Annotated in this window: 23 protein-coding genes and 1 pseudogene; 13 read left to right on the forward strand and 11 right to left on the reverse strand. The window is 41.8% G+C overall.

Translation table 11 applies throughout. The features are described 5' to 3' along the window. Positions 1-81 precede the first annotated feature (81 nt). A complete protein-coding gene (locus tag FS458_RS00435) occupies positions 82-741 on the forward strand; it encodes a glycosyltransferase (RefSeq protein ID WP_144696670.1) in 660 nt (219 codons plus the stop codon). Positions 742-777: 36 nt separating this feature from the next. Here the strand turns inward: FS458_RS00435 and FS458_RS00440 are convergent, their stop codons facing one another. Beyond that, positions 778-966: a DUF4025 domain-containing protein gene (locus tag FS458_RS00440; protein ID WP_144696672.1), complete on the reverse strand. Its 189-nt coding sequence runs from the start codon at positions 964-966 to the stop codon at positions 778-780. A gap of 318 nt (positions 967-1,284) precedes the next feature. Continuing rightward, complete coding sequence (locus FS458_RS00450) at positions 1,285-2,436, reverse strand: GNAT family N-acetyltransferase (RefSeq protein WP_186320404.1); 1,152 nt, start codon at positions 2,434-2,436, stop codon at positions 1,285-1,287. 252 nt (positions 2,437-2,688) lie between these two features. On the opposite strand from FS458_RS00450, the gene FS458_RS00455 reads away from it, so the two are divergent. After that, positions 2,689-3,381 carry a pseudouridine synthase gene (locus tag FS458_RS00455; RefSeq protein ID WP_144696676.1) on the forward strand — a complete coding sequence of 231 codons (693 nt, stop codon included), beginning with the start codon at positions 2,689-2,691 and terminating at the stop codon, positions 3,379-3,381. A 140-nt stretch (positions 3,382-3,521) separates the two neighbouring features. Beyond that, positions 3,522-4,901, forward strand: a complete 1,380-nt coding sequence (locus FS458_RS00460) for a YjiH family protein (protein ID WP_228116108.1) — start codon at positions 3,522-3,524, stop codon at positions 4,899-4,901. Positions 4,902-4,949: 48 nt separating this feature from the next. On the opposite strand, the gene FS458_RS00465 is transcribed toward FS458_RS00460, so the two are convergent. Continuing rightward, positions 4,950-5,426 carry a glutathione peroxidase gene (locus FS458_RS00465; RefSeq protein WP_144696678.1) on the reverse strand — a complete coding sequence of 159 codons (477 nt, stop codon included), beginning with the start codon at positions 5,424-5,426 and terminating at the stop codon, positions 4,950-4,952. A 115-nt stretch (positions 5,427-5,541) separates the two neighbouring features. Between FS458_RS00465 and FS458_RS00470 the strand changes: the two genes are divergently transcribed. Further along, the gene (locus tag FS458_RS00470) at positions 5,542-6,033 is read left to right on the forward strand and encodes an NUDIX hydrolase (RefSeq protein ID WP_144696680.1); all 492 of its coding nucleotides are present in this window, start codon (positions 5,542-5,544) and stop codon (positions 6,031-6,033) included. A gap of 84 nt (positions 6,034-6,117) precedes the next feature. Here the strand turns inward: FS458_RS00470 and FS458_RS00475 are convergent, their stop codons facing one another. Further along, positions 6,118-6,795, reverse strand: coding sequence for a carbonate dehydratase (locus FS458_RS00475; protein ID WP_144696682.1), 678 nt, complete (start codon positions 6,793-6,795; stop codon positions 6,118-6,120). 263 nt (positions 6,796-7,058) lie between these two features. Here FS458_RS00475 and FS458_RS00480 point away from each other — a divergent pair, with 263 nt between their 5' ends. The 5 genes from FS458_RS00480 to FS458_RS00500 all read left to right on the forward strand — a co-directional run bounded on the left by FS458_RS00480 (position 7,059) and on the right by FS458_RS00500 (position 10,560). Next, complete coding sequence (locus FS458_RS00480) at positions 7,059-7,406, forward strand: flagellar basal body rod protein (protein ID WP_144696684.1); 348 nt, start codon at positions 7,059-7,061, stop codon at positions 7,404-7,406. A gap of 28 nt (positions 7,407-7,434) precedes the next feature. Continuing rightward, a complete protein-coding gene (locus FS458_RS00485; protein WP_313957510.1) occupies positions 7,435-8,079 on the forward strand; it encodes a PspA/IM30 family protein in 645 nt (214 codons plus the stop codon). 87 nt (positions 8,080-8,166) lie between these two features. Beyond that, positions 8,167-8,898 carry a cell wall-active antibiotics response protein LiaF gene (liaF, locus tag FS458_RS00490; protein ID WP_144696688.1) on the forward strand — a complete coding sequence of 244 codons (732 nt, stop codon included), beginning with the start codon at positions 8,167-8,169 and terminating at the stop codon, positions 8,896-8,898. Further along, entirely contained in the window at positions 8,895-9,956 is a 1,062-nt protein-coding gene (locus FS458_RS00495) for a sensor histidine kinase (RefSeq protein WP_144696690.1), read from the forward strand. The genes liaF and FS458_RS00495 overlap by 4 nt, the downstream gene beginning before the upstream one ends. Further along, positions 9,931-10,560, forward strand: coding sequence for a response regulator (locus tag FS458_RS00500; RefSeq protein WP_144696692.1), 630 nt, complete (start codon positions 9,931-9,933; stop codon positions 10,558-10,560). Before FS458_RS00495 ends, FS458_RS00500 begins: the two co-directional genes overlap by 26 nt. 4 nt (positions 10,561-10,564) lie before the next feature. Here FS458_RS00500 and ade read toward each other — a convergent pair whose 3' ends face one another. The 5 genes from ade to FS458_RS00520 form a co-directional block, all read right to left on the reverse strand. Continuing rightward, on the reverse strand, positions 10,565-12,301 hold the full coding sequence (gene ade / locus FS458_RS00505) for an adenine deaminase (RefSeq protein ID WP_144696694.1): 1,737 nt from the start codon (positions 12,299-12,301) through the stop codon (positions 10,565-10,567). 101 nt (positions 12,302-12,402) lie between these two features. Continuing rightward, on the reverse strand, positions 12,403-12,597 hold the full coding sequence (locus FS458_RS00510; RefSeq protein ID WP_144696695.1) for a YwbE family protein: 195 nt from the start codon (positions 12,595-12,597) through the stop codon (positions 12,403-12,405). Next, the gene (locus FS458_RS20495; protein WP_171005587.1) at positions 12,597-12,773 is read right to left on the reverse strand and encodes a hypothetical protein; all 177 of its coding nucleotides are present in this window, start codon (positions 12,771-12,773) and stop codon (positions 12,597-12,599) included. The genes FS458_RS00510 and FS458_RS20495 overlap by 1 nt, the downstream gene beginning before the upstream one ends. Positions 12,774-12,784: 11 nt before the next feature. Continuing rightward, a complete protein-coding gene (locus FS458_RS00515; protein ID WP_066399317.1) occupies positions 12,785-13,279 on the reverse strand; it encodes a hypothetical protein in 495 nt (164 codons plus the stop codon). Between the two features lie 508 nt (positions 13,280-13,787). Further along, on the reverse strand, positions 13,788-15,182 hold the full coding sequence (locus tag FS458_RS00520) for a dipeptidase (RefSeq protein ID WP_144696697.1): 1,395 nt from the start codon (positions 15,180-15,182) through the stop codon (positions 13,788-13,790). A gap of 223 nt (positions 15,183-15,405) precedes the next feature. Between FS458_RS00520 and proC the strand changes: the two genes are divergently transcribed. The 3 genes and pseudogenes from proC to FS458_RS00535 all read left to right on the forward strand — a co-directional run bounded on the left by proC (position 15,406) and on the right by FS458_RS00535 (position 18,586). Beyond that, complete coding sequence (gene proC, locus FS458_RS00525; RefSeq protein WP_144696699.1) at positions 15,406-16,215, forward strand: pyrroline-5-carboxylate reductase; 810 nt, start codon at positions 15,406-15,408, stop codon at positions 16,213-16,215. Next, positions 16,216-17,286: pseudogene (locus tag FS458_RS00530) on the forward strand (DEAD/DEAH box helicase); the annotation flags it as partial. It abuts the gene before it with no gap. Between the two features lie 214 nt (positions 17,287-17,500). Next, positions 17,501-18,586, forward strand: a complete 1,086-nt coding sequence (locus FS458_RS00535) for a fatty acid desaturase family protein (protein WP_144696703.1) — start codon at positions 17,501-17,503, stop codon at positions 18,584-18,586. Positions 18,587-18,744: 158 nt separating this feature from the next. Here the strand turns inward: FS458_RS00535 and FS458_RS00540 are convergent, their stop codons facing one another. Beyond that, positions 18,745-19,728, reverse strand: coding sequence for a nuclease-related domain-containing protein (locus FS458_RS00540; RefSeq protein ID WP_144696705.1), 984 nt, complete (start codon positions 19,726-19,728; stop codon positions 18,745-18,747). A 121-nt stretch (positions 19,729-19,849) separates the two neighbouring features. Here FS458_RS00540 and FS458_RS00545 point away from each other — a divergent pair, with 121 nt between their 5' ends. After that, on the forward strand, positions 19,850-20,167 hold the full coding sequence (locus FS458_RS00545) for a hypothetical protein (RefSeq protein ID WP_144696706.1): 318 nt from the start codon (positions 19,850-19,852) through the stop codon (positions 20,165-20,167). A 41-nt stretch (positions 20,168-20,208) separates the two neighbouring features. Here the strand turns inward: FS458_RS00545 and FS458_RS00550 are convergent, their stop codons facing one another. Then, positions 20,209-21,873, reverse strand: a complete 1,665-nt coding sequence (locus FS458_RS00550; protein WP_144696708.1) for a glycoside hydrolase family 13 protein — start codon at positions 21,871-21,873, stop codon at positions 20,209-20,211. Positions 21,874-22,162: the final 289 nt, after the last annotated feature.

Genomic DNA, 22,162 nt, shown 5'->3' on the forward strand with positions numbered 1-22,162 from the left:
ACTGTTCTTTTTTGTATCTTAGGAATGAAATGATGAACTCGATACAAACTACATAAGAAACTAACATGAAGGAGAGTTCATATGTATAGAAAAATATTAAGCATGATTATGGTGCTTGCTATGGTTTTTCCAGTTTTTGGTTTACCCTTATCAGCTGAAGCAAAGACAAAACAAAGAGTGCAGGGACCGTGTTTTAACCAGAATGCGATTGATCTGTATTCGTTGCAAAGAAGACTGTGGAAAGACCATGTTTATTGGACGAGAAGTTACATTGTAAGCGCTACTGAAGGAGCCAAAGATCAAGAGGCTGTGTTAAAGAGACTATTACAGAATCAAACCGATATTGGTAACTCGATCAAGCCGTATTATGGAGATAAAGCCGGGAACGAACTCGGAAAATTATTAACAGAGCACATTGTGATCGCAGGCCAATTGGTGGATGCCGTGAAAAAAGGCGATACGGCAAAAGCGGCGACAATTAATAAAAACTGGTATCGTAACGCAGATGATATAGCCAAATTTATGAGTAAGGCGAATCCAAACTGGTCAGAGCAACAAGTCAAAGAAATGCTTTACACACATTTGAAGTATGTAAGTGATGAAGTTGTTGCAAGGCTTAAAAAAGATTATGCTGGAGAGATTGCGATCTTTGATAAGAACAAAAACCATATGGTGATGTTTGCCGATGAAATAACGAATGGCATCATGAAGCAGTTTCCAGACTCATTTAGAACATCATAAGAAAAAAGCCTCTCGGGAATGAGAGGCTTTTGTTTGCTATTTATCCTTTTTTTCTTTTTTGTTCTGTTCTTTTTGATCAATCGTACCTTGATTAAATGTATCGTTGATCTGCTCGTGAACGGTTTCTAATTCCTTGTCTGTCTTTGATTTGTTTTTCTTATCAAGTTCAAAGTTTTTCTCTGCGATGTCTTCTGATTGCTTTTGTTTATCTGTTTTGTCACTCATGAATGATTACCTCCTATTTTAAAAAAAGGGTCTACTTATCCTTTTCCCTCTCAGTTTTCCCTGAAACATGCTGAATTAAAATAGCCTTATCCGATGGTGGATAAGGCTTTTGAAAAGGCTGTGCTTGAAAGTAGTTGATTTCCGCTCCAGGTTGCTCGCTTTCCACGGGGCGAACGGTGAGCCTCCTGCCGCTTTGCGCCCTTAGGAGTCTCCACCTGACCGCTCGTGTCCCGTAGGAGTCGGCAACCTTCCGCTACAATCAACATGCAACAGATGAGAAAAAACATCTATAAGCCACTGACTTTTAGCAGTAACTTATTAAAAGAAATCCAGGAAAGCTGCGGGCTTATTTGTAATGATTTCTTCAAATCGTTCAGTGTTTTCTTGGTTACCTTTGATTTTTCCGCATGAAAATAAAAACTGGGGCTTTTGTGAGCCTAGAAGTGCTGCTGCCAGCGTTTGTACATCCATAGCTAATGCTTCTGATACAGTCTCTGATTCCCTCGTGATGCCATTTGCATCGATTGTGAACGTACCGTTGTTCCATTCAGCTTTTTCATCTGTAATGGATAGTGTAAGTCTACCTTCTACGTTTTTGAACGGATATTGCTTTAGAAAGCTTTCTACATCCACAATACGTGCCATGAAGTATGGATAGTGCTCTTGGTGAATCCTTGGATTGTTCAATAAAAACGGAAGCTGATCATTAGATGGTGCGATGATTTTCACTTTGTCTACCATCGAATCGTGTTGACAGATGAAATTCCATAGAGCACGCCGTGCGTCATCGCTAACATAGACAAACTCTTGAACGTCCAGCAATTTATCTGCGACCTTGCAGCATAGGTATCCCTTAGGTTCTCCGTTTTTATCTTTATAGAGGATACGGTTATAGCCTTCTGTAAACACATGATTGTTCCACCAATAGTCTGAACGAGCAAGCAGATGATTGTATGTACGGAACCAACCTTCGTAAACCGTATTTAGTAACTCATTTCCGTCCTTTTCCGTTAACCTGGAAATGGTTCCAGGGACATCTTCATATCGCACGAGGTCACTTTTGTTAAGTGTATATTTGTTCACTGAGGCTGTGAGCTCCCAGCCGAAACGACGATAAAATTGGATATTGAAAGGGTGAAGCAAGCTGATGCTTTGACCGTTTTCCTTCATTCGTAAAAGTGCTTGTTGTAATAGACGGGTGACCGATCCTTTTCGGCGATGCTCTGGCCAAGTAGCTACACCAGCAATTCCCCCCATCGGAAAACGTTGATTTTCAATAGAGATCTCCAAAGAGTGAATGTGGAGCTTAGAAATAAGCTCTTCGTTTTCAAACTCTCCCCAGATTTCCTGTCTCTTCATCATTTCATACCGTTTTGGCAGATCTTCTTTTTTTACGATGTACTGAAAAGCATATTGAGAAAGCTGAATGGATTTTTCAAATTCTGATTCTGATAATACTCTAAGTTCCATTTTAAAATGACCTCCCTTTACTTCCTCCATAGTACAAGTTTGGCGAGAGAGTTGAAAAGGATTTCACTAAAAAAGTTTTTGTTGTTCCTTTTTTACAGATTAAAGCATGCATAAACGCTTTAAATAAAAATGGTAGTATGAATAGAGAAGTGAAAAATAATGGATATTTATAAAAACTATCGAAATTATATTCATTTGGAGTTATAATTATAAATCGTTGTGCATATTCACAACGTTGAAGTGAGGATTAGCATGCGCATTCATAAATATATTAGTTTAACGGGTTTTTGCTCTAGAAGAGAGACGAATCGGCTATTGAAGAATGGCCGTATTTCTATAAATGGAGAGATCGCCAATAAAGATAGTTTTGTACATGAGACAGATACTGTCCTTATCGATGGAAAAATCATTCCTCAAAAAACGTCAGCGGTCTACCTCGCTTTTAATAAACCAGTGGGAGTAACGACCACATCTAATTCTGAAATTGATGGAAATATTCTAGAGTATATTGATCTATCAGAGCGCGTATTTGCTGTTGGAAGATTAGATAAAGCTTCTCAAGGTTTGATTTTATTAACGAATGACGGAGAGTTAGCCAATCGGATCTCGCAGACGGATTATGGTCATGAGAAAGAATATGAAGTGACGGTCGATCAACCTGTTACCGAGTTGTTTCTCCAAAAAATGGCTCAAGGCGTCTTCATTTTGGATTCAATAACAAAACCTGCGAAAACAGAGCTCGTAAGCAAATATGTTTTTCGCATCACACTAACGCAAGGACTGAACCGGCAGATTCGGCGTATGTGTAAAACGCTCGGGTATGAAGTGGAGAAGTTAGAGCGTATACGCATTATGAATATACATCTTTATGCATTGGAACCTGGAAAGTGGCGGTATTTAAGGGATGACGAGCTTAGCGATTTGAAAAAAGGTTTAGAAATTTAGTATAAAAGGAAAGAAAAACTAGTATTTTATAAGAATTCTAGCATTTCTTACAATATTGCGAAAATTGTAGAATAAACATATACTTGGAAATGGAAAGTGTATGAAAGCGCTTTACATCGTAGGAAGAGAGGCATAAGATTATGGGTTTACCAAAGCAACAAATGGATTATGAAATGAAGCGAACAAATTTCTCTAGTTTGATTAAATTTATTGTTCCGTCTTTGATTGGTATATTTTTATTTATGATTCCTATCTCATATGATGGGGAAATTACCATTCCTGTAGCGATTTTAGCAGGAATGTTGCAGGATGGAATAGGTGCACATATCCCGAAAATCATGACAGCTATTATAGCGATTACGGTCGTAGGCTCTTTAGGCACATTCTTTTTTAAGCCTAAAGCCATTGTGAATCAACCGTTTCTAAATACATTGTTCAACGTTAATATCGTATGGCAATTGATTCGTGTAATAGGGCTAATTTTTGCTGTGATGACGTTGTTCAAGCTTGGGCCAGAAGCCGTATGGTCTGAAAATACAGGCCAGCTTCTACTCTTTGATTTGATTCCTGTATTGTTTTCCGTGTTCTTATTTGCAGGACTGTTCTTACCGCTGTTATTCAACTTCGGGCTGTTAGAACTTTGTGGAGCGCTACTCGTAAAAGTGATGCGACCTGTATTTAAACTGCCTGGACGTTCTTCTATCGATTGTTTAGCATCATGGCTTGGAGATGGAACGATCGGTGTTCTTTTAACAAACAAGCAGTATGAAGAGGGCTATTATACGAAGCGTGAGGCAGCTGTAATCGGCACAACGTTCTCTGTCGTATCCATTACGTTCGCAATTGTTGTTCTTGCTCAAGTAGATCTGGCTCACATGATCGTTCCATATTATTTAACGGTCGTTTTAGCAGGGCTTGTATGTGCGATTATTATCCCGCGCATCCCGCCACTGTCTCGAAAGCCTGATACGTATTATGAGGGCGCAAAAGAAAATGTAGCCGATGAAGTGATTCCAGAAGGTGAGACACCTTTTCGATTTGGTCTTAAAAAGGCGGTTGAACGTGCTGATCAAAATAAAAAAGCGGCACCGTTAGTAAGAGAAGGTTTTCAGAACGTCCTTGATATGTGGATGGGGGTTGTTCCAATCGTAATGGCGATCGGAACATCTGCACTGATGGTAGCAGAGTTCACACCTTTCTTCACATACCTGGGAGCACCTTTTGTTCCGATCTTAGAGTTCCTGCAAGTTCCATATGCATCAGATGCAGCACAGACGATTGTAATCGGATTTGCAGATATGTTCCTTCCTTCTATCATCGGAGCAGGAATTGAGAGCGAACTGACTCGTTTCGTAATCGCGGCAATGTCAGTAATCCAATTAATCTATATGTCTGAAGTTGGCGGATTGCTGCTAGCTTCAAAGATTCCTGTTAACTTTAAAGAATTAGTTATTATCTTTTTCTTGCGCACATTCATCTCACTTCCGATTGTTGTGGGAATGGCACACCTTATGTTTTAAAAGAAAAGCTGTTCAGAGATTAGTTTCTCTGAACAGCTTTTTTAGATGCTATAAAAGTTCTTGTATATGTTTTTCAATGGTTTCAGGCTTGTCCGTTGGGGCGAAACGCTTTACGACTTGTCCGTTTCGGTCTACTAAAAATTTCGTGAAGTTCCATTTGATCGCTTTAGATCCTAAGATGCCTGGTGCTTCAGCTGCTAAGTATTTAAAAAGGGGATGCGCTTGGTCGCCGTTTACGTCAACTTTTGCAAACATCGGAAAGTTAACGCCATAGTTCAACTCGCAGAACTCCATAATCTCGTCACTTGATCCTGGTTCTTGCGCTCCGAATTGGTTACATGGAAAACCAAGAACAGATAACCCTTGCTCTTTATGGCTCTCATAAATGGATTGAAGGCCTTTGTATTGTGGGGTAAAACCACATTTACTAGCTGTATTTACAATTAAAAGCACATCGCCTTTGTAAGTATCTAAGTTGGTTTTCTCGCCTTTGATCGTTTCAACTGAAAAATCATATACAGACATTTTCTCAAACTCCTTATTTTCGTATTTTTTATTAGTGTAACGGTAAATGGAACGGCTTTCACTGAAAATGCTCGAAGTGGTAAAATAAGGAGCTAACAAAAAGGGGGAAGATAAAATGGACGCAGTGTTTCATGTGGAACATCAAGTTTTTAATTACCGTGTGGCTGGTGTATTGATTAGAGAAGGCCGAGTGCTCCTGCATCGAGCGAAAGCAGAAACAAATTGGTCTTTACCTGGGGGACGCGTGAAGCTTGGTGAAGATGCGCAGACAAGTTTGAAGCGTGAAATGAAAGAAGAACTGGATTTGAACGTAAAAGTTAATGGTTTCTTATGGACAGTTGAAAACTTTTTTACATATGCAGAAAAAGAGATTCACGAGGTTGGATTATATTTTAAAATCACAGCAAAAAACCCGTTACCGTTTCATAATGGTGAGGAATTTACGGTGTTAGAAGCAGATCGACTTGTCTTTAAATGGGTTCCGTTGGAAAACTTAAATGAGTATGTGTTGTATCCCCAAGTGGTGAAGGAAAAGCTGGAGAAAGGTTCTTTTGAACCGGATTATTTCTTAGTAGATCAATCTCCTGTAATGGGTACACGTTTTTAACAGATACGAGATAAGAAAAACAAGGTAAGCAGCGAGGTTTAAGTGTGTTTGACCAGAAGCTGCTTACCTTTTTTACTGCTGTTATTAATCAGATTCTTCTTCACTATTATTGTTGTAAGCTAATCCGCAAGAACAACGACAATCACCAAACAAAAGATGATAAGCAGCTGGGAACTCCTGATTCACTACCTGTACGCCGCGTGCAAACTCTTTAACGTCAGTAGGTACGCGGGAGAGTGCATCGGCTTTCTTTTGAGAATCAATATATGCTCCAGGCGGGACGAACCGATTCTTCCGTATACGCACTCCGTTCGTTACTACTGCATTGTAGGAAATAAAGCTTCCTTTCTCCACCGTAGCGTTATAAACGATCGCCTTAAAGCCTACGAATACTTTTTCTCCAATAAAACACGGCCCATGAATGAGAGCACCATGTGCAACAGATACTTCATTGTCGATAAAAATGGAATACTTTCGGCCATCAACTTTGACGAACTGATTCGTTAATCCATGAAGAATGACGCCATCTTGAAGGTTCGTATCAGAGCCGATATAAAATGGCGTTCCTTCATCTGCGCGAATACTCACCAGTGGTGCGACATATACGTTCTCTTGTATCCTTACATCCCCGATTACGCTTGTAAATGGACTTAAAAATGAACTTTGATCAATGGTTGGTGAAACTTGAATTGGATTAAATGTCGTCTTAGGATTAGGGCTAACAAAAGGTTGAAAGCCATCTCCGCAATCATTGTGTTTCAAAACTACCCACCCCTTACAATTTATCTTCTCAGCGTATGCAAAGAAGAAAGAAGTGGAATCTGGTACTAAAAACCAATACTAGTCTGAAGAGATATGGATTGAAATTATATTAGTGTCCACCCCGCCTGTACAAAGCGGGGTTTTTGTATTTGTGTGGGGTCAGACCCCACTACGCCTCGAGGCTTATCTAAAGATACAGCTACGGCCAGTTTTGAGAAAATGCTGAGGGAGGTAAGCTAAAGATACGAAAGGAGGAAGCCAATATGAAAAAATTAGGCTTGCTTGTAGTTGGAGGAATTGCAGCAATCGTTTTAATCGCGAATCTTGGCCCGATGGTTGGTCTTGCAATCGGTCTGGCTGTCATGTATTACGCATTTAAGAAGGCGATGGCTGCGCAAAGTGGAGGAAAGAAATTTTGGTGGGGTGCTCTATCGGTAGTAGGACTCTGTGTATCCGTTAGCAACCTTCCTGCCATATTAGGTGCTGTCGCGATCTATGTTCTTTACGTGGTCTATAAGAAATGGAACCAATCAGCGGTATTAGATGAGAACGACAATAATGACCCTTTCACCAACTTTGAAAGAGAATGGGCAAAACTTAAAAATAGCTAAAAACAAACGTTAAAAGGAGCGAATCATTATGAATTTATTTGAACGCATCAAAAACTCAATTTCAGCAGATGTACATGAGCTTTTAGATCAAAAAGAGGATAAGAATCCGTTATCTCTTCTGAACCAATATTTAAGGCAGTGTGAGTTAGAGGTGAACAAAGCTCATAAGTTAGTAGAACGTCAACAGCTATTAAAAGATCAGTTCGTACGTGAGATGGAAGAAGCCGAGGCAAGAGCAGCTAAGCGTGCGCATCAGGCAGAAATTGCTCAACAAGCGAATGAACAAGAGCTATATCAATTCGCAGCTCAAGAAAAAGAACAGCATGCATTACGTGCAGCGAACTTAAAGGAGTCGACACTTCAAGCAGAAAAGGATCTTGTAGAGCTTGAACAAAAATATGAGCAGATGAAACATAAGCTAAAAGATATGCAGATCAAACGTATGGAATTGATGGGACGTGAAAATGTAGCACGTGCTCACCAGAAGATGGACCGTGTAATCGATCCGTCTCAATCCATGAAAAAATCGGCTTTCCGTTTTGATGAGCTTGAACATTATATGGATCATCTTGAACAGAAAGTAAACGCTGATTATCAAGCAAGTTCAATGGACGCGAAGCTAGCTAAACTTGAAAAAGATTGGAAAAAGGAAGAATCATCTACTACCGTTTAAGGCAGTATGTGATACGATAAAATAAGAGACAAGGCGCAAATTGCTGCGCCTTTTACCTCGTTTATGACAGAAAGTGAGTGAGTGCAGATGCTGAATCGGAAAAGAAGTGATTTCATAAGTTGGGGGCTTTTATTAGCGGTGGTCTTGGTGTTACTAGAAGCGACCTTAAACGGAGGAGGAATCTTATTTTCTCTTTTATTTAGTGCTGCACTCTTGTTTTTTGGACGAAAACGAATGCCGAAGCGCTCCGGCAAGATCATGTTCTGGCTCGGTGTTTTTATCGCAGTCATGAACGTTTTAAGCATGTTCACTTTTAAGCTTTTATTAGTAGCATTCGTTATCTATGTGATTTATGAATTTTATCAATCTAAACAAAATCCAGTTTTCGTGACGCCTCAGTTCGAACAGGTTCCAACTATGTCACAAGATGATGTATACAAAAAAGAAACACTGTTAAAAAACATCTTTCTAGGCACTCAACAAACACCAGAGCATGTGTATGAATGGAACGATATTAACATCCAATGTGGTCCTGGTGATACGATCATTGATTTGAACCAGACCATTTTACCTGATGGGGAATCCGTTATTCTGATCCGTGGTACGATCGGAAATATCACGATCTATGTTCCTTATGAGATGGAGGCAGCAGTCAGCCATTCTATGATCATGGGGAATTCAAGAATTTTTGACCGAAGTGAATCTAAGCTGTTCAATCAGACGCTTTTTTACCGAACGAAAGGGTATGGAGAGGCTGAGAAAAGAATAAAAATTGTTACAAGTATGTTTGCCGGCAGTCTGGAGGTGAAACGGGTATGAGTACTGTTTTACGTCATATGTTCTCCGGTATCGTAGCTGCATTTGCTGTAGCAATTCTATTAGGTTCGATCGTATACACTACATTTCCGATCGATAACTGGGATTTTTTATTACAGAAGAACTTACTTGATATCCCTTTAGCTTTCGTCTTGCCTTTTTTAGTGTTTATCATGGGAGCTTTCTTTGGCTTAAATTCAGGCATCACCTCTCGTAAACAACTAAACTCCATCAATCGTACACTGAAGTCTATTGAAGACGGCAGGCAAGTAGACATGAAAGAAGTCAGGAGTCTTGAATTACGAACGATTAAGAAGCGAATGGAAGGTATTCAAAAGCAATTAGGGGAAAAGATTCGTCAGTCTCAGAAGATGGCTACTGAAAAAGCGGTTGATCAAGAGAAACGAATCCAAGAGATTATTTCCCAAGAAAGAAATCGTTTGGCGAGGGAACTACACGACTCTGTTTCGCAGCAGCTTTTTGCAGCAAGCATGATCATGTCGGCTGTAAATGAAACGCGAAGAGAAGAAGACTCACGTGAAACTAAACAGTTAAAGCTTGTAGAAGAAACGATTCATCAAACACAGCTTGAGATGAGGGCACTGCTTCTGCACCTACGTCCTGCAGCATTAAACGGGAAATCATTGCAGAAAGGGATGGAAGAGCTTCTACAGGAGCTTCTGCAAAAAGTACCGATCGAACTAAAATGGAAGATTGAAACGATTCCTCTTGCAAAAGGAGTAGAAGATCACCTGTTTCGTATTCTTCAAGAGTCGGTGTCGAACATTTTAAGGCATGCACAGGCAAATAAAGCGCAGATCTTGCTCGTCCAAAGAGATGATCTGATTATCCTCCGCATTGAAGATGATGGTGTAGGCTTTAAGATGGATCAAGAAAAAACTGGTTCCTATGGACTTCAAAACATGCATGAACGGGCAGCAGAAATTGGCGGTACACTTAAGATTGTGAGTTTGCCAGGCGAAGGAACGCGGCTTGAAGTAAAAGTACCTATTTTGAAAGCGGGAGATGAGGGTAATGATCAAAGTATTATTAGTGGATGATCATGAGATGGTGCGTATTGGGGTATCGGCTTACCTTTCTGCGCAGCCTGATATAGAAGTAACGGATGAAGCGGAGAACGGAAAAGTTGCCATAGAGAAGGCACTAGCATTAAGACCGGACGTAATTTTAATGGATCTTGTTATGGATGAGATGGATGGAATCGAAGCAACACGCGAGATAACAACGGCATGGCCAGAAGCGAAGATCATCGTTGTTACAAGTTTTCTTGATGATGAAAAAGTATATCCGGCACTAGAGGCGGGTGCGTCTAGTTATATGTTAAAAACGTCAAAAGCGAGTGATATCGCTCAAGCTGTTCGCGATACGTATCATGGTAAATCTGTTCTTGAACCCGAAGTAACCGGGAAGATGATGAGCAAGATGCGTAAAAAACAAACGCGCGAGCCACATGAAGAGCTGACTGCGCGCGAGATGGAGATTCTTCTGTTGATGACGAAAGGAAAGACCAATCAAGAAATTGCAGATGATCTGTTCATCGCTTTAAAAACAGTGAAAGTACATGTGAGTAACATATTGAGCAAGCTGGATGTACAAGATCGTACGCAAGCTGTTATCTATGCCTTCAACCATTCACTCGTGTAACGCTTTATTCTGCCTGCACAGGGATATGCTGAAAGATTTTGAAATCAAAGAGACCAAGATCTGTCAGCTTGATTTCCGGAATTACAGGAAGTGTTAAGAAGGATAGGGTCAGGAACGGATCAAAATCTCCGCTGAATCCAATCTCCTTTAACTTTTCTTTTAGATGAATGATTTGGTCGTTGACTTCTATAAATGGTCGATCTGACATCAACCCGGAGATGGGAAGCGGGACAGATGCGAGCACTGCTCCGTTTTTCACGATCACATAGCCGCCTTGCATCTTGCTGATAGCTTCTATCGCGACTTGCATATCCTCATCATTCGTACCTGCAACGACTAAATTGTGTGAATCATGCGCAACAGTTGAAGCAATCGCTCCGTTTTGGATAAGAAGGCCTTTTACCACTCCTAGACCAATGTTTTCAGTCTTGTTGTGGCGTTCGATCACAGCCATTTTTATTAAATCGTTCGTGATAGATGGTATGAATTCTCCGTTTTCTGCTGTTGCCGCAAAAACTTTCTTCTTGGTAACAATCTGATTCGGGATGATTTCGATCACATGCATGGGCTTACCATCGGTTATAGGAATAGAAAGCTTTTCGGAATCTATCATTGTCATGTTTACGGACTTTGTTAAAGCGGCTGGAGGCTGTGCGCTTCTAGATTCTGATCCTTTGTACTTCCCGTTCTGAGCAACCAATTTTCCTCCAACAAAAACATCGGATATTACAATGGAATCCAAATTCTCAAGCAAAAGAAAGTCTGCTTTGTAACCTGGAGCGACAGCGCCTTTTTCTTTTAAACCGTAACATTCTGCTGCGTTCAAGGTTGCGAGCTGGATTGCTTGCAGAGCATCCATGCCTTCTTGAATAGCGACCCTCACGTTATGATCTACGCTTCCTTCCGCTACTAAATCATCCAGGTGCTTATCATCTGTACAGAATAAAAAGCGACGAGCGTTTTTCGGTGTTACAGCTGTTATGAGCGCTCTTAAATTTTTGGCTACAGATCCTTCACGTATTAACACGAACATCCCTCGAGAGATTCGATCTAGTGCATCTTCCTTCGTCGAACATTCGTGGTCCGTCGTAATCATTGAGGAGCGATAGACGTTGATGCCATTAGCGTCTAATCCTGCTGCATGGCCATCGATCATTTTGTTTTGATCAGCTGTAGAAACGATTTTTTGAAGCATATCCTCATCCCCTCTAAAAACAGCAGGAAAATCCATGACTTCCGCTAAACCGAGGACACGTGGATGAGTTAAAAAGGGTTCTAAATCAGATGCTTTTAAAACAGCACCTGCGTTCTCAAAAGGAGTTGCAGGAACTGATGAAGGAAGCATCACTCTGACGTCCAGAGGAAGCCCTTCAGAGTGATTCAGCATAAAGGAGATACCTTCAACTCCTGAAACGTTACCGATCTCATGAGGATCCGTTATAACAGTTGTAACACCATGTGCGAGCAGCACTTTGCTGAACTCTGCCGGCGTTACCATAGATGACTCGATGTGCACATGACCGTCGATGAAAGCAGGGGATATAAATTTACCCGCTGCATCAATCGTTTCATTTCCTTCGTACTCACCAATACCGGCAATATACCCATCAACGATCGCAACATCTCCTTCCATGACTTCAAGATTAAACACATCAATGATTTTCCCGTTTTTTATTACAACATCTGCTGGCATTCTTTTTGTACTAACATCAATTCGTTTTTTTAGAGAATCTATGTTCATGAAGTGATCTCCTTTTAAAAAAATCTATCAACTAGTATACGGATATCCAATGTATTCCATGTACAGAAAAAACGGTCCCGAGGTGGTGACCGTTTTCGTGGTTATGCATTCAGAATGTCAATGACTCGTCCAACTTGACCGTCTTCAAGGCGTACCTTGATGCCGTGTGGATGAGTAGGTGAGTTCGTTAAGATATCTTTTACGATACCTTTTGTTTTCTTGCCAGAACGCTGATCTGCTTTTAAGATTACGTTCACGGAAAGACCAGGGGTGATATTTGCTCGCTTACGATGCATTAAACACCTGTTCTCCGCGCTTGGTTGTTTGCTTTTTTTGTTTGTTGGTTTTTTAACTGGTTGGCCACTTTAACAGGACCCTTGCTGAATGATCCGCCTGATTGCTGTGCTTTCTTCTCAGCTAAACGTTGCTTTGCGATTTCTTGAAAGCTTAACTTCTTTTTCTCCTCAGCCATCTTAGTCACCTCTATTTTTTCTTTTTAAAATCTGCTTCTTTTAAATAACCTTCTGCTTCTGCATATGTTTCAAATGCAGCTTCTAGTGCATCATCTTCATCAAAGATGAACCACATGCCATCTTCTCCTACGAGGCGAATCTCCTCATGGCTGTGGCTGTACCAGTGTTCTTCTTTACGTTCTTCGTCATCAGAACGATCTTTCTTCGGCTGCTGCCAGCCGTGTTTCTTTGATAAGAACTCCATGGAGTCTTGGATTAAAGCAATCAGTTCTTCTGCTTCGTAGTCTCGGATGTTCACATAGCCTTTGTCGTTCTTTACGCTTTGTGGCAGGTGTCCGCCATACACGAAGCCGTTTCCGTTCGGGTGAAGGTGGTACACGACGATTTTTTTGTCTTGTACACTTTCTTCAAAATGGAAGTTCAAGCGGCCAAGGGATACCTCGTGCATGTCGAGCTCTGGGAAGTTTTCTTCGATTAAAGCAATTTTATCTTCAAATGAAAGCATGTTTATACTCTCCGTTTCTTTGTTGTGATTGGTTGATTATATCACATTGAGGGGTGAAAACGAAAAGGTCTCAGGGGAAACTGTTAGGGGAAAAATGGTTATATGGATAAACAGGTTGTTTTGTAAGTAGTTGATCTCCGTTTCGGGTGCTTCGCTTTCCGCGGGGCAGGCGGTGAGCCCCTTGCCACGTTGCGCCCTAAGGGTCTCACCTGTCTAGTTGCAATGGCTAGCCCCTCGAGGTCAAAAGTTTAACGGTCAAGAAGGCAAAGTGCGCCTTCATAGCCCATTTAACTTTTGCTGGTCGGGGCTAAACGAGCCATTTCCACTCTTCGGACTGCCCGCTTGTCCCGCAGGAGTCTCGCTCCCTACACTCCAATCAACTAGTCAAGGTGTCTAACAATCAAAAAACAAATTCAAGAGATGAGCCCTTGTTTCAGTCACACGTATAAAATAATAAAACTGACAAGAAAAGTTTACCTAAGTAACTTTCCTGTCAGCTTCATCTGTTTTATTTTGTTGTTGTTTCTTTTTGGATGGATTTTTCGAGTTCGAACCAGTAGTCTGCTAGTGTTTCCATGCCTTTGTCGAAGTTTTCGAGATGGAAGTGCTCGTTTGGTGCATGGAAGTTTTCTGTTGAGAGTCCGAAGCCCATTAATACGACTGGGATGTTTAGCATTTGATCGAACGTTGCTACGATTGGAATCGATCCGCCGCCACGTGTGAACGCTGTTGGTACACCGTACACTTTTTCATAAGAACGTGCCGCCGCTTGGATGGCTGGGTGATCGAACGGCGTTACGTATGGAGCTCCTTTATCAAACAGAGTAACCTTCACATCAATGCCTGCAGGCTTATGCTTTTCAATGTGCGCTTTTACTTTTTCGATGATTTCATCCGGCTCTTGGTTTGGCACGAGTCGGCAGCTGATCTTTGCGTGTGCTTTTGCAGGGATTACAGTCTTGATTCCTTCACCTTGGAACCCTCCCCATACTCCGTTTAACTCTAAAGTAGGGCGTGCCCACGTACGTTCGATGTGAGAGTAACCTTCTTCACCTGTGAGCTCTGTTACGCCAAGCTGATTCTTAAGCGCTTCTTCTGTTAGAGGAAGAGCGCGGAATGCTTCTCTTTCTTCTTCCGTCAATTCTTGTACATTATCATAGAAGCCATCTACTAAAATGCGTCCGTTCTCATCACGGAACGATTGAAGAAGCTCTGTGATCGCGTGCAACGGGTTCTGAACAGCTCCACCATAAAGACCTGAATGCAGATCACTGTTTGGTCCAGTAACATCCACTTGCATCGCACACATGCCGCGAAGGCCGTAGCAGATTGCTGGTTTTCCGCGGTCTAGCATACCCGTATCAGAAATAACGATAACATCTGCCGCTAGCAAATCTTTATTTTCCTCGATAAACTTCGGAAGGCTTGGACTCCCGATCTCTTCTTCACCTTCGATACAGAACTTGAAGTTAAGAGGCAGTGTACCTTCTGATTGCAGTATGGCTTGTAGAACTTTTACGTGCATGAACGTTTGACCTTTGTCATCTGAAGCTCCGCGCGCGTAAAGTTTGTTATCACGAATGGTAGCTTCATAAGGTGGAGATTCCCATAGCTCGATCGGATCAACAGGCTGAACATCGTAATGGCCATAAACGAGTACAGTCGGCTTACCTTCTGCTTTTAACCAGTCTCCATAAACAACAGGATGTCCGTCTGTTTCATAGATTTTCACGTTGTCCATTCCTGCATTCGTAAGACTATCTGCGATCCACTCTGCTCCTTTTCGAACGTCTTCTTTATGTTCAGGAAGTGCACTGACACTTGGAACAGCAAGCCAGTCAATTAACTCTTTTAAATGTGTGTCGCGATTTTCTTTTAAGTAATTTACGATTTTATCTGTCATATCAAAATCCTCCTTATGTACGTTATGCTCTAATCCTAGTTTAATGGAGTTCAGCTCGGAAATGAAATATTCTTTTTTATAAGCCATTCTTTGAGTGTAAACCTCTCCATCCATTTCACACGCCATATGTATTTGTGGTTTACTAAAGGTAAAGCTATCGGTATGAGTATTCTGTAAAAGTGAATATTTCCCTTTATAAAAGATAGAAAGAAGTGCATAGAGTATGGAAAAAAAAATAGGTTTTATCGGGTTTGGAAAGATGGCGCAGGCGATGGCAGGAGGTATGATCAGTTCCGGTTTAATCAGCCCTGATCAGATCATCGCGAGTATGCGAACGGAGAAAACACGCCTGTTTGTAGAGAAACAATATGGTATCCACACATTCTCGTCAAACAGTGATGTTGCAAAAGCGGCTGACGTGCTGTTTCTTGCTGTAGCGCCATATTCCTATCTTGAAGTAATTGAAGAGGTAAAGGAATTCGTAAAATCTGATGCGACCATCGTAACAATTGCAGCGGGGATTACAACAGAAGATGTTGAGCTGGCGTTCGGCAAACAAGTGAAAGTGGTACGGACGATGCCGAACACACCATCACTTGTCGGGGCAGGTATGACGGCTGTTTCGGTTAATGATGGGATTACGGATGATGATCTACAAACGGTTGAGAAGTTGTTAGGCAGCTTCGGAAAAGTAGAGGTGATCATAGAATCTCAGATGGATGCGATTCCTGCGATCAGCGGTTCTTCACCAGCTTACGTGTATATGATGATTGAGGCGATGGCAGACGGAGGCGTCGTACAAGGTTTGTCACGTGATCAATCCTATCGTTTAGCGGCACAAGCAGTTTTAGGAGCAGCCCAAATGGTGCTTGAAACAGGAAAACATCCAGGTGAGTTAAAAGATCAAGTAACGTCTCCGGGTGGAGCAACGATTGCAGCTGTCGCAACGCTAGAGCAAGAACGCTTTCGTGGTGCGGTGTTAGCGGCGATGGAAAGCTGCACTGAAAAAGTAAAGAAATTGGGGAAAAAATAGATGGGCTTTAAAGAATTAGGGATTCATGATGAATTTATAGATATTTTGCTGCAAAACGGAATCGGTGAACCAACGCCTATTCAAAAGGAAACGATTCCTGTCATCTTAGAAGGTAAGGATGTCGTGGGACAAGCTCAAACCGGTACGGGAAAGACACTTGCTTTCGTGCTTCCTCTTCTGCAAAAAGTTGATGCTGAGCGTGATGCAGTTCAAGGATTGATCGTCGCACCGACGCGTGAGCTTGCCATTCAGATCACAGCTGAAGTACGCAAACTTACTGAAGCTCTCGGTGAGGTCAACGTGCTCGCTGTCTACGGTGGGCAGGACGTTATCGCGCAGATGCACAAGTTAGAGGGCAAGGTACATGTTGTTGTCGCAACACCTGGAAGACTGCTCGATCATATTCGACGAGAGACGATCGACTTATCTCATGTTTCAACGTTCGTACTAGATGAAGCGGATCAGATGCTTCACATCGGGTTTTTAGATGATATAGAAGACATCATGTATGAGGTGCCTAAGGATCGCCAAACTTTACTTTTTTCCGCGACGATGCCTGATGAAGTGAAAAAGCTGGCTGAAACGTATACAAACGATCCTCAAGATATTCATGTGAAAACGAAACAGATTACGTTAAAAGAAATTCGCCAGCGAATCGTGGAAACAACAGATCGAGGGAAGCAGAATGACCTTGTTCAAACGATCAGACTGCTGCGTCCTTATCTAGCGATCATTTTTTGCCGAACGAAAAGAAGAGCAAGCAAGTTGAATGAAGCTCTGCAGAATATGGGTTACAATTCTGATGAACTGCACGGTGATCTTTCTCAAGCGAAAAGAGAAGACGTGATGATGCGCTTCCGTGAAGGAGAGATTCAATACCTTGTAGCAACGGATGTGGCGGCACGCGGGCTTGATGTTGATGGAGTCACGCATGTTTTTAATTATGATATCGCGCTAGATGCCGAAAGCTACATTCATCGAATCGGAAGAACTGGGCGTGCTGGCGGAAAAGGACTTGCGGTTACGTTCGTTGCGCAAAAAGACCGTCGTTTGCTACAGGTTATCGAACGAGAGACGAATCAAAAGTTGAATGTGTTAAAACTTGAATATATGTAAGATTATTTTATGAAAAAGTGGGCTATCCTTCAGGATGGCTCCTTTTTTTGTGGGTACATAATACCAACTATTATTACCAGGTAACAAAAATAGTTGCTTCATAAAACAAACCTTGTTACGATTGTATTGTACGAGAATTCGAAAGAGTCAGATTAGAGGAGTTGAGCAAATGAAAGATTTACAATCGTTTGGCTGGTATGCAGCAAAGATCGCTCCAAAGCTGCCGAAAGAAGCCTTTAAGCCAGTACCTTCAAGATTATGGGGTGGGCTTGTCTACTTATTGATCGCAATCGCCGGTATTTTAGTTATCGGGTTATTGAATAATCTACACCCTTGGTTAGGGATTGGAATCGCCGTTATATTAGGAACATGTTTCGCGGGTATGGGCTTCTTAGGCCATGAGATCTTGCACGGCACAGTGATCCGAAAGCCGTGGCTTCGTGACTTTTTAGGAGCAGTAGCTTTCTGGCCGTTAAGTGTTGGACCGAAGCTCTGGCGTAAGTGGCACAATACGACGCATCACGTTCACACACAACATGATGGGAAAGACCCTGATGCGTGGCCAACACTAGAGAACTTGTCTCACAAACCATTGCTTCAAAAAGTGTACAAGCTTCCGATGTGGATGCGTTCGATCGTAAGCTTTGCTTTCTTGTCTGTTTCGTTTACGCTGCACGGACTTTTCATGTTCAAACGATTTATTACAGAATTTAAACCGAGTAAACGGCCTTCTGTTTGGATTCAGCTGTTATTGCCGTGGGCGATGTGGCTAGGATTGTTAGCGTGGCTTGGACCGGTTAAATGGTTCTTTGCGGTATTGCTGCCGTTGTTGATCGCAAACGCGATCGTAATGAGCTATATCTCAACCAACCACCGCTTGAACCCAATGACAGACGTGAACGATCCGTTAGCGAACAGCTTAACGGTTACGGTTCCAAAATGGATCGATGTGATTCATTTTAACTTCTCTTACCATACGGAGCATCATCTGTTCCCTGGGATGAGTCCAAAATATTACCCGCTCGTGAAAAAGCACATTAAAGAGATGTGGCCAGAGCGCTATCACGAGATGCCGCACTGGAAAGCACTAGTTGCACTATGGAAGACACCGCACGTGTACTTTAATCAGACTCAGTTTGTTGATCCAGCACCGGGGAATTTGTACCCTTCGCTTGGGCATGGGATGAATGAAACCGTGGACGAGCAGAAGCGGGAACGAAAGCCAGTGAACCGCACATCGAAAAGCATCCATTAATTTGGGTGTTTTTTTGTTTGGTGTGGGAGTGGGTTTTGTGATTGGACAGATTAACTGCTGAATTGGACAGATTATACTCAAGATTAGACAGATTACGGCCTCAATTGGACAGATTATACATGCAATCGGATAGATTCCCCACTCAATTGGACAGATTCTTATTCCTGAAGGTCATTTAGGGTGTTTAAATCGTATGTTCGCCCTCTTGTTGCACCTGTATAAGGCAATTTCATGGATACTAAGAGCTTAGATGCTACCGAAATAGAAGAAAGCTTCAGAAAATCACGTGCTTGCTGGTTGGTTATCGTAGTTTGGATGAAAAGAGAGTAATCTTTGAGCGCTCTTATGTGAGGATTCCTGCTTGAATCTGAACAATGCGGACAATTCCAGGTACGATAGCCTTTTTTCATATCGAAACCCAAACACCCCTCACACTGCACCCCCTTAATAATCATCTCTTTACTAATTTTATACCTTTCCATTACATTTACATCCCGTGGGGTGTGTTCCTTGATTAACCGCCTTGTAATCTTGTTCATTACATCTCCAGCAACAACCACATGCTGTTTATATTTCCGTTGAAGCTGCCATATACGGTCTAGCAGCTGAACGCTATGAATCACTTTTTTCGATATACGGCTCGACACATCGTTCGTTTTCAAGACAGATTGGGAATGAGTCATAACAACGAGGGTCTCGATCGGAACTGAGGGGAATTTATTTTTACTCAGCCAATTTTCAAGCTGGTATTTTTGGCGTTCAACTTGTGCGATAGGATCTTGGAAGGGTTCTTCTATACCGTTTTTGGTACGTAATAGTTGATTGAAGGTATGATCGAAGAAAAGGTTTCCGGAGATGTTCTTCACTTCAATAATAAGAATGTACGCGGGATTAAGAATGAGCGTGTCGACTTGAAAAAAAGTAGATTCATGGGGAATTCGGAGGTCGTGCAGCACGTGGCATTCTTTCTGGTTTGGAAGCATATTCAAAAAATAGTTGATAGAGTCTTCACCGCGAAAACCGGCCGTCATCTTACCGATTTCTAATTCAAGACTCTGTTTAACAAGATCGTCCTCTAAACGGTTCATCAAGAGCTGAAGCTTATCCATATAAATGGGCTTGAACCTTACCTTTTTTATCATAGCATCACTCCTCACGTTAAAATTCTCCTTTCATCGCGAAAAATCCTTTTAAAAAAGCTATAGGATTGATTAAAGGATTGGTAGAATGGAGGGAGAATGATTTACTGCTGAAGGAGAAGAAATGATGAAAAAAGAATTAAACTGTGATAGCTGTTTGATGCCGATCAAAGAGAGGGAAGAGCTGCGTACGGTATGGGCCTTTTTCAAGTTGAGACCGTATCATAGATCGTGTTATGAAAATTCTCTAAAAGGGGCGGGTCTTGTAGGTAATCAGCCGATCAATGGATTTTCGGGAAATTTTACAGCGCTTGTTGCGTTTGGCTTGGCATGGTTGCCTCTATTTACAAATATATCGCCCGCTATAACAATCGTTGGGACGTTGATTGTACTTCTGCGACTGTATTCCTTTATTCGGTTTGAAAAAAGACTGTCACATTAAAAAAACGTGCTCTCCCTAATCGGATAGCACGCTTTTGTTTGTTAAGCTTTCACGCGATATACGCGCGCTTCATACGGTTGTAACGCTACGCTTGTTACATCCTCATGAGCTGCAACTTCTTTATTTGCTAATAACAGATCATTCGCGTTCAGCTTCAATTCTGTTTCGAACTTCGCTTCTGTCTTAGAAAGGTTCGTGATCACAACAACCTTTTCTTCTCCAAGTGTACGTGTGTACGCATAGATCTGCACATCTTCTTCAAGGATCAGATCATATACACCGTACGTGAAGACTTCGTTATTTTTCTTTAACGCGATCATTTTCTTGTAAAAGCTTAAGATCGAATGCTCGTCTTGTTCTTGCTTTTCTACGTTGATCTCTGTGAAATTCGGATTTACTTTCATCCAAGGAGTGCCCGTTGTGAATCCAGCGTTTTCATCGCTGTTCCATTGCATCGGAGTACGGCTGTTGTCACGAGAAGATGCCCAGATCACAGACATGATATCTTCGTGTGAAACGCCTTCTTCGCGCTTGATGCGGTAACGGTTTTTGTCAGCTACATCATCATAGTCTTCGATCGAGTCAAACTGTACGTTCGTCATTCCAATCTCTTGACCTTGGTAGATGAACGGTGTTCCTTGCATCAAGAAATACATAGCGCCGAAGCTCGTTGCACTTTCATACCAAAACTCACCATCATTGCCCCAAGTAGAAACAACGCGAGGCTTGTCATGATTTTCAATAAATAGTGCGTTCCAGCCTTCTTTTTCAAGACCTTTCTGCCAGCGAGTTAATACTTTTTTCAGTTCAACGATATCGACTTCCGGATTGGTTTCTGCATCCCAAAGGCCAAGGTGTTCAAATTGGAAGATCATGTCCATCTTTCCGTTTTCTTTTCCTACCCAAAGGTCTGCTTCGTCAATTTTAACGCCGTTTGCTTCACCAACCGTCATAACATCATAATTAGCATACGTGCGATCTTTGAACTCTTGTAAAAACGTATGGATCCCTTTTTGGTTCATATGCATGTCGAAGGAAGACACGTACTTTTCGTTCTTCGGGTTTGGCATGTCAGGGAAGCCATCACGCTTTTTAATATGGCTGATCGCATCAATACGGAAACCATCAATGCCTTTATCCAACCACCAGTTTACTGTGTCATAAAGAGCTTCTCGCACTTCAGGATTTTCCCAGTTCACGTCAGGCTGTTTGGTTGAGAAAACATGGAGGTAGTATTGATCTGTCTTTTCGTCATATTGCCATGCAGATCCGGAGAAAATGCTTTCCCAGTTGTTCGGCTCTTTGCCATCTTTACCGTCTCTCCAAATGTACCAATCGCGCTTTGGATTTTCTTTAGAAGAACGAGACTCAATAAACCATTGGTGCTCGTCACTCGTATGGTTTAAAACAAGGTCGATGATCAGCTTCATATCGCGCTTATGAACTTCTTCCATAAGGAGATCAAAGTCTTCCATCGTTCCAAAGTCGTCCATGATATCTTGATAATCGGAAATGTCATACCCGTTATCATCATTTGGCGACTTGTACATCGGACAGATCCAGATAACGTCGATGCCAAGGTCTTTAATATAATCTAAACGTTGAATGATCCCTTTTAGATCGCCGATTCCATCTCCATTAGAATCTTGGAAGCTGCGAGGGTAAATTTGATAGCCAACGGCTTCTTTCCACCAAACTTTTTCCATAATGTTACCTCCATGTTTTCTCTTTAACAACACGCCAGGGGATACCGCAAAACGGCTCCCCATGGTTTGTTTGATTTAAATATTCTTCCGTACTTTTCGTTGCTATTGTGGGAGTTGATTTCCGTTTCAGGTGCTTCGCTTTCCGCGGGGCAGGCGGTGAGCCACATTCGGACGTTTCACTTATAAGTGTCTCACCTGCCCGCCTGTCCCGCAGGAGTCTCACACCTTCCACTGCAATCAACTTATCTAAGAAGCTGATTAAGAAACAAAACCATAAAAAGCGAATTCT

This window comes from Fictibacillus phosphorivorans (assembly GCF_007673525.1).
Lineage (GTDB): Bacteria > Bacillota > Bacilli > Bacillales > Fictibacillaceae > Fictibacillus > Fictibacillus phosphorivorans_C.

Excerpts from the sequence above, each read along its gene's own strand:
- FS458_RS00510 (WP_144696695.1), bottom strand. The coding sequence starts at position 12,597 with ATGCATCGTAAGCGAGCAAATATCACCCCTGGTCTTTCCGTGAACGTA.
- FS458_RS00545 (WP_144696706.1), top strand. The coding sequence starts at position 19,850 with ATGATGAAAAAAGAATTAAACTGTGATAGCTGTTTGATGCCGATCAAA.
- FS458_RS00535 (WP_144696703.1), top strand. The coding sequence starts at position 17,501 with ATGAAAGATTTACAATCGTTTGGCTGGTATGCAGCAAAGATCGCTCCA.
- FS458_RS00515 (WP_066399317.1), bottom strand. The coding sequence starts at position 13,279 with ATGCTTTCATTTGAAGATAAAATTGCTTTAATCGAAGAAAACTTCCCA.
- FS458_RS00485 (WP_313957510.1), top strand. The coding sequence starts at position 7,435 with ATGAATTTATTTGAACGCATCAAAAACTCAATTTCAGCAGATGTACAT.
- FS458_RS00440 (WP_144696672.1), bottom strand. The coding sequence starts at position 966 with ATGAGTGACAAAACAGATAAACAAAAGCAATCAGAAGACATCGCAGAG.
- FS458_RS00450 (WP_186320404.1), bottom strand. The coding sequence starts at position 2,436 with ATGGAACTTAGAGTATTATCAGAATCAGAATTTGAAAAATCCATTCAG.
- FS458_RS00460 (WP_228116108.1), top strand. The coding sequence starts at position 3,522 with ATGGGTTTACCAAAGCAACAAATGGATTATGAAATGAAGCGAACAAAT.
- FS458_RS00455 (WP_144696676.1), top strand. The coding sequence starts at position 2,689 with ATGCGCATTCATAAATATATTAGTTTAACGGGTTTTTGCTCTAGAAGA.
- FS458_RS00520 (WP_144696697.1), bottom strand. The coding sequence starts at position 15,182 with ATGACAGATAAAATCGTAAATTACTTAAAAGAAAATCGCGACACACAT.
- proC (WP_144696699.1), top strand. The coding sequence starts at position 15,406 with ATGGAAAAAAAAATAGGTTTTATCGGGTTTGGAAAGATGGCGCAGGCG.
- FS458_RS20495 (WP_171005587.1), bottom strand. The coding sequence starts at position 12,773 with ATGGCTGAGGAGAAAAAGAAGTTAAGCTTTCAAGAAATCGCAAAGCAA.
- FS458_RS00495 (WP_144696690.1), top strand. The coding sequence starts at position 8,895 with ATGAGTACTGTTTTACGTCATATGTTCTCCGGTATCGTAGCTGCATTT.
- ade (WP_144696694.1), bottom strand. The coding sequence starts at position 12,301 with ATGAACATAGATTCTCTAAAAAAACGAATTGATGTTAGTACAAAAAGA.
- FS458_RS00470 (WP_144696680.1), top strand. The coding sequence starts at position 5,542 with ATGGACGCAGTGTTTCATGTGGAACATCAAGTTTTTAATTACCGTGTG.
- FS458_RS00500 (WP_144696692.1), top strand. The coding sequence starts at position 9,931 with ATGATCAAAGTATTATTAGTGGATGATCATGAGATGGTGCGTATTGGG.
- FS458_RS00550 (WP_144696708.1), bottom strand. The coding sequence starts at position 21,873 with ATGGAAAAAGTTTGGTGGAAAGAAGCCGTTGGCTATCAAATTTACCCT.
- FS458_RS00435 (WP_144696670.1), top strand. The coding sequence starts at position 82 with ATGTATAGAAAAATATTAAGCATGATTATGGTGCTTGCTATGGTTTTT.
- FS458_RS00465 (WP_144696678.1), bottom strand. The coding sequence starts at position 5,426 with ATGTCTGTATATGATTTTTCAGTTGAAACGATCAAAGGCGAGAAAACC.
- liaF (WP_144696688.1), top strand. The coding sequence starts at position 8,167 with ATGCTGAATCGGAAAAGAAGTGATTTCATAAGTTGGGGGCTTTTATTA.
- FS458_RS00480 (WP_144696684.1), top strand. The coding sequence starts at position 7,059 with ATGAAAAAATTAGGCTTGCTTGTAGTTGGAGGAATTGCAGCAATCGTT.
- FS458_RS00540 (WP_144696705.1), bottom strand. The coding sequence starts at position 19,728 with ATGATAAAAAAGGTAAGGTTCAAGCCCATTTATATGGATAAGCTTCAG.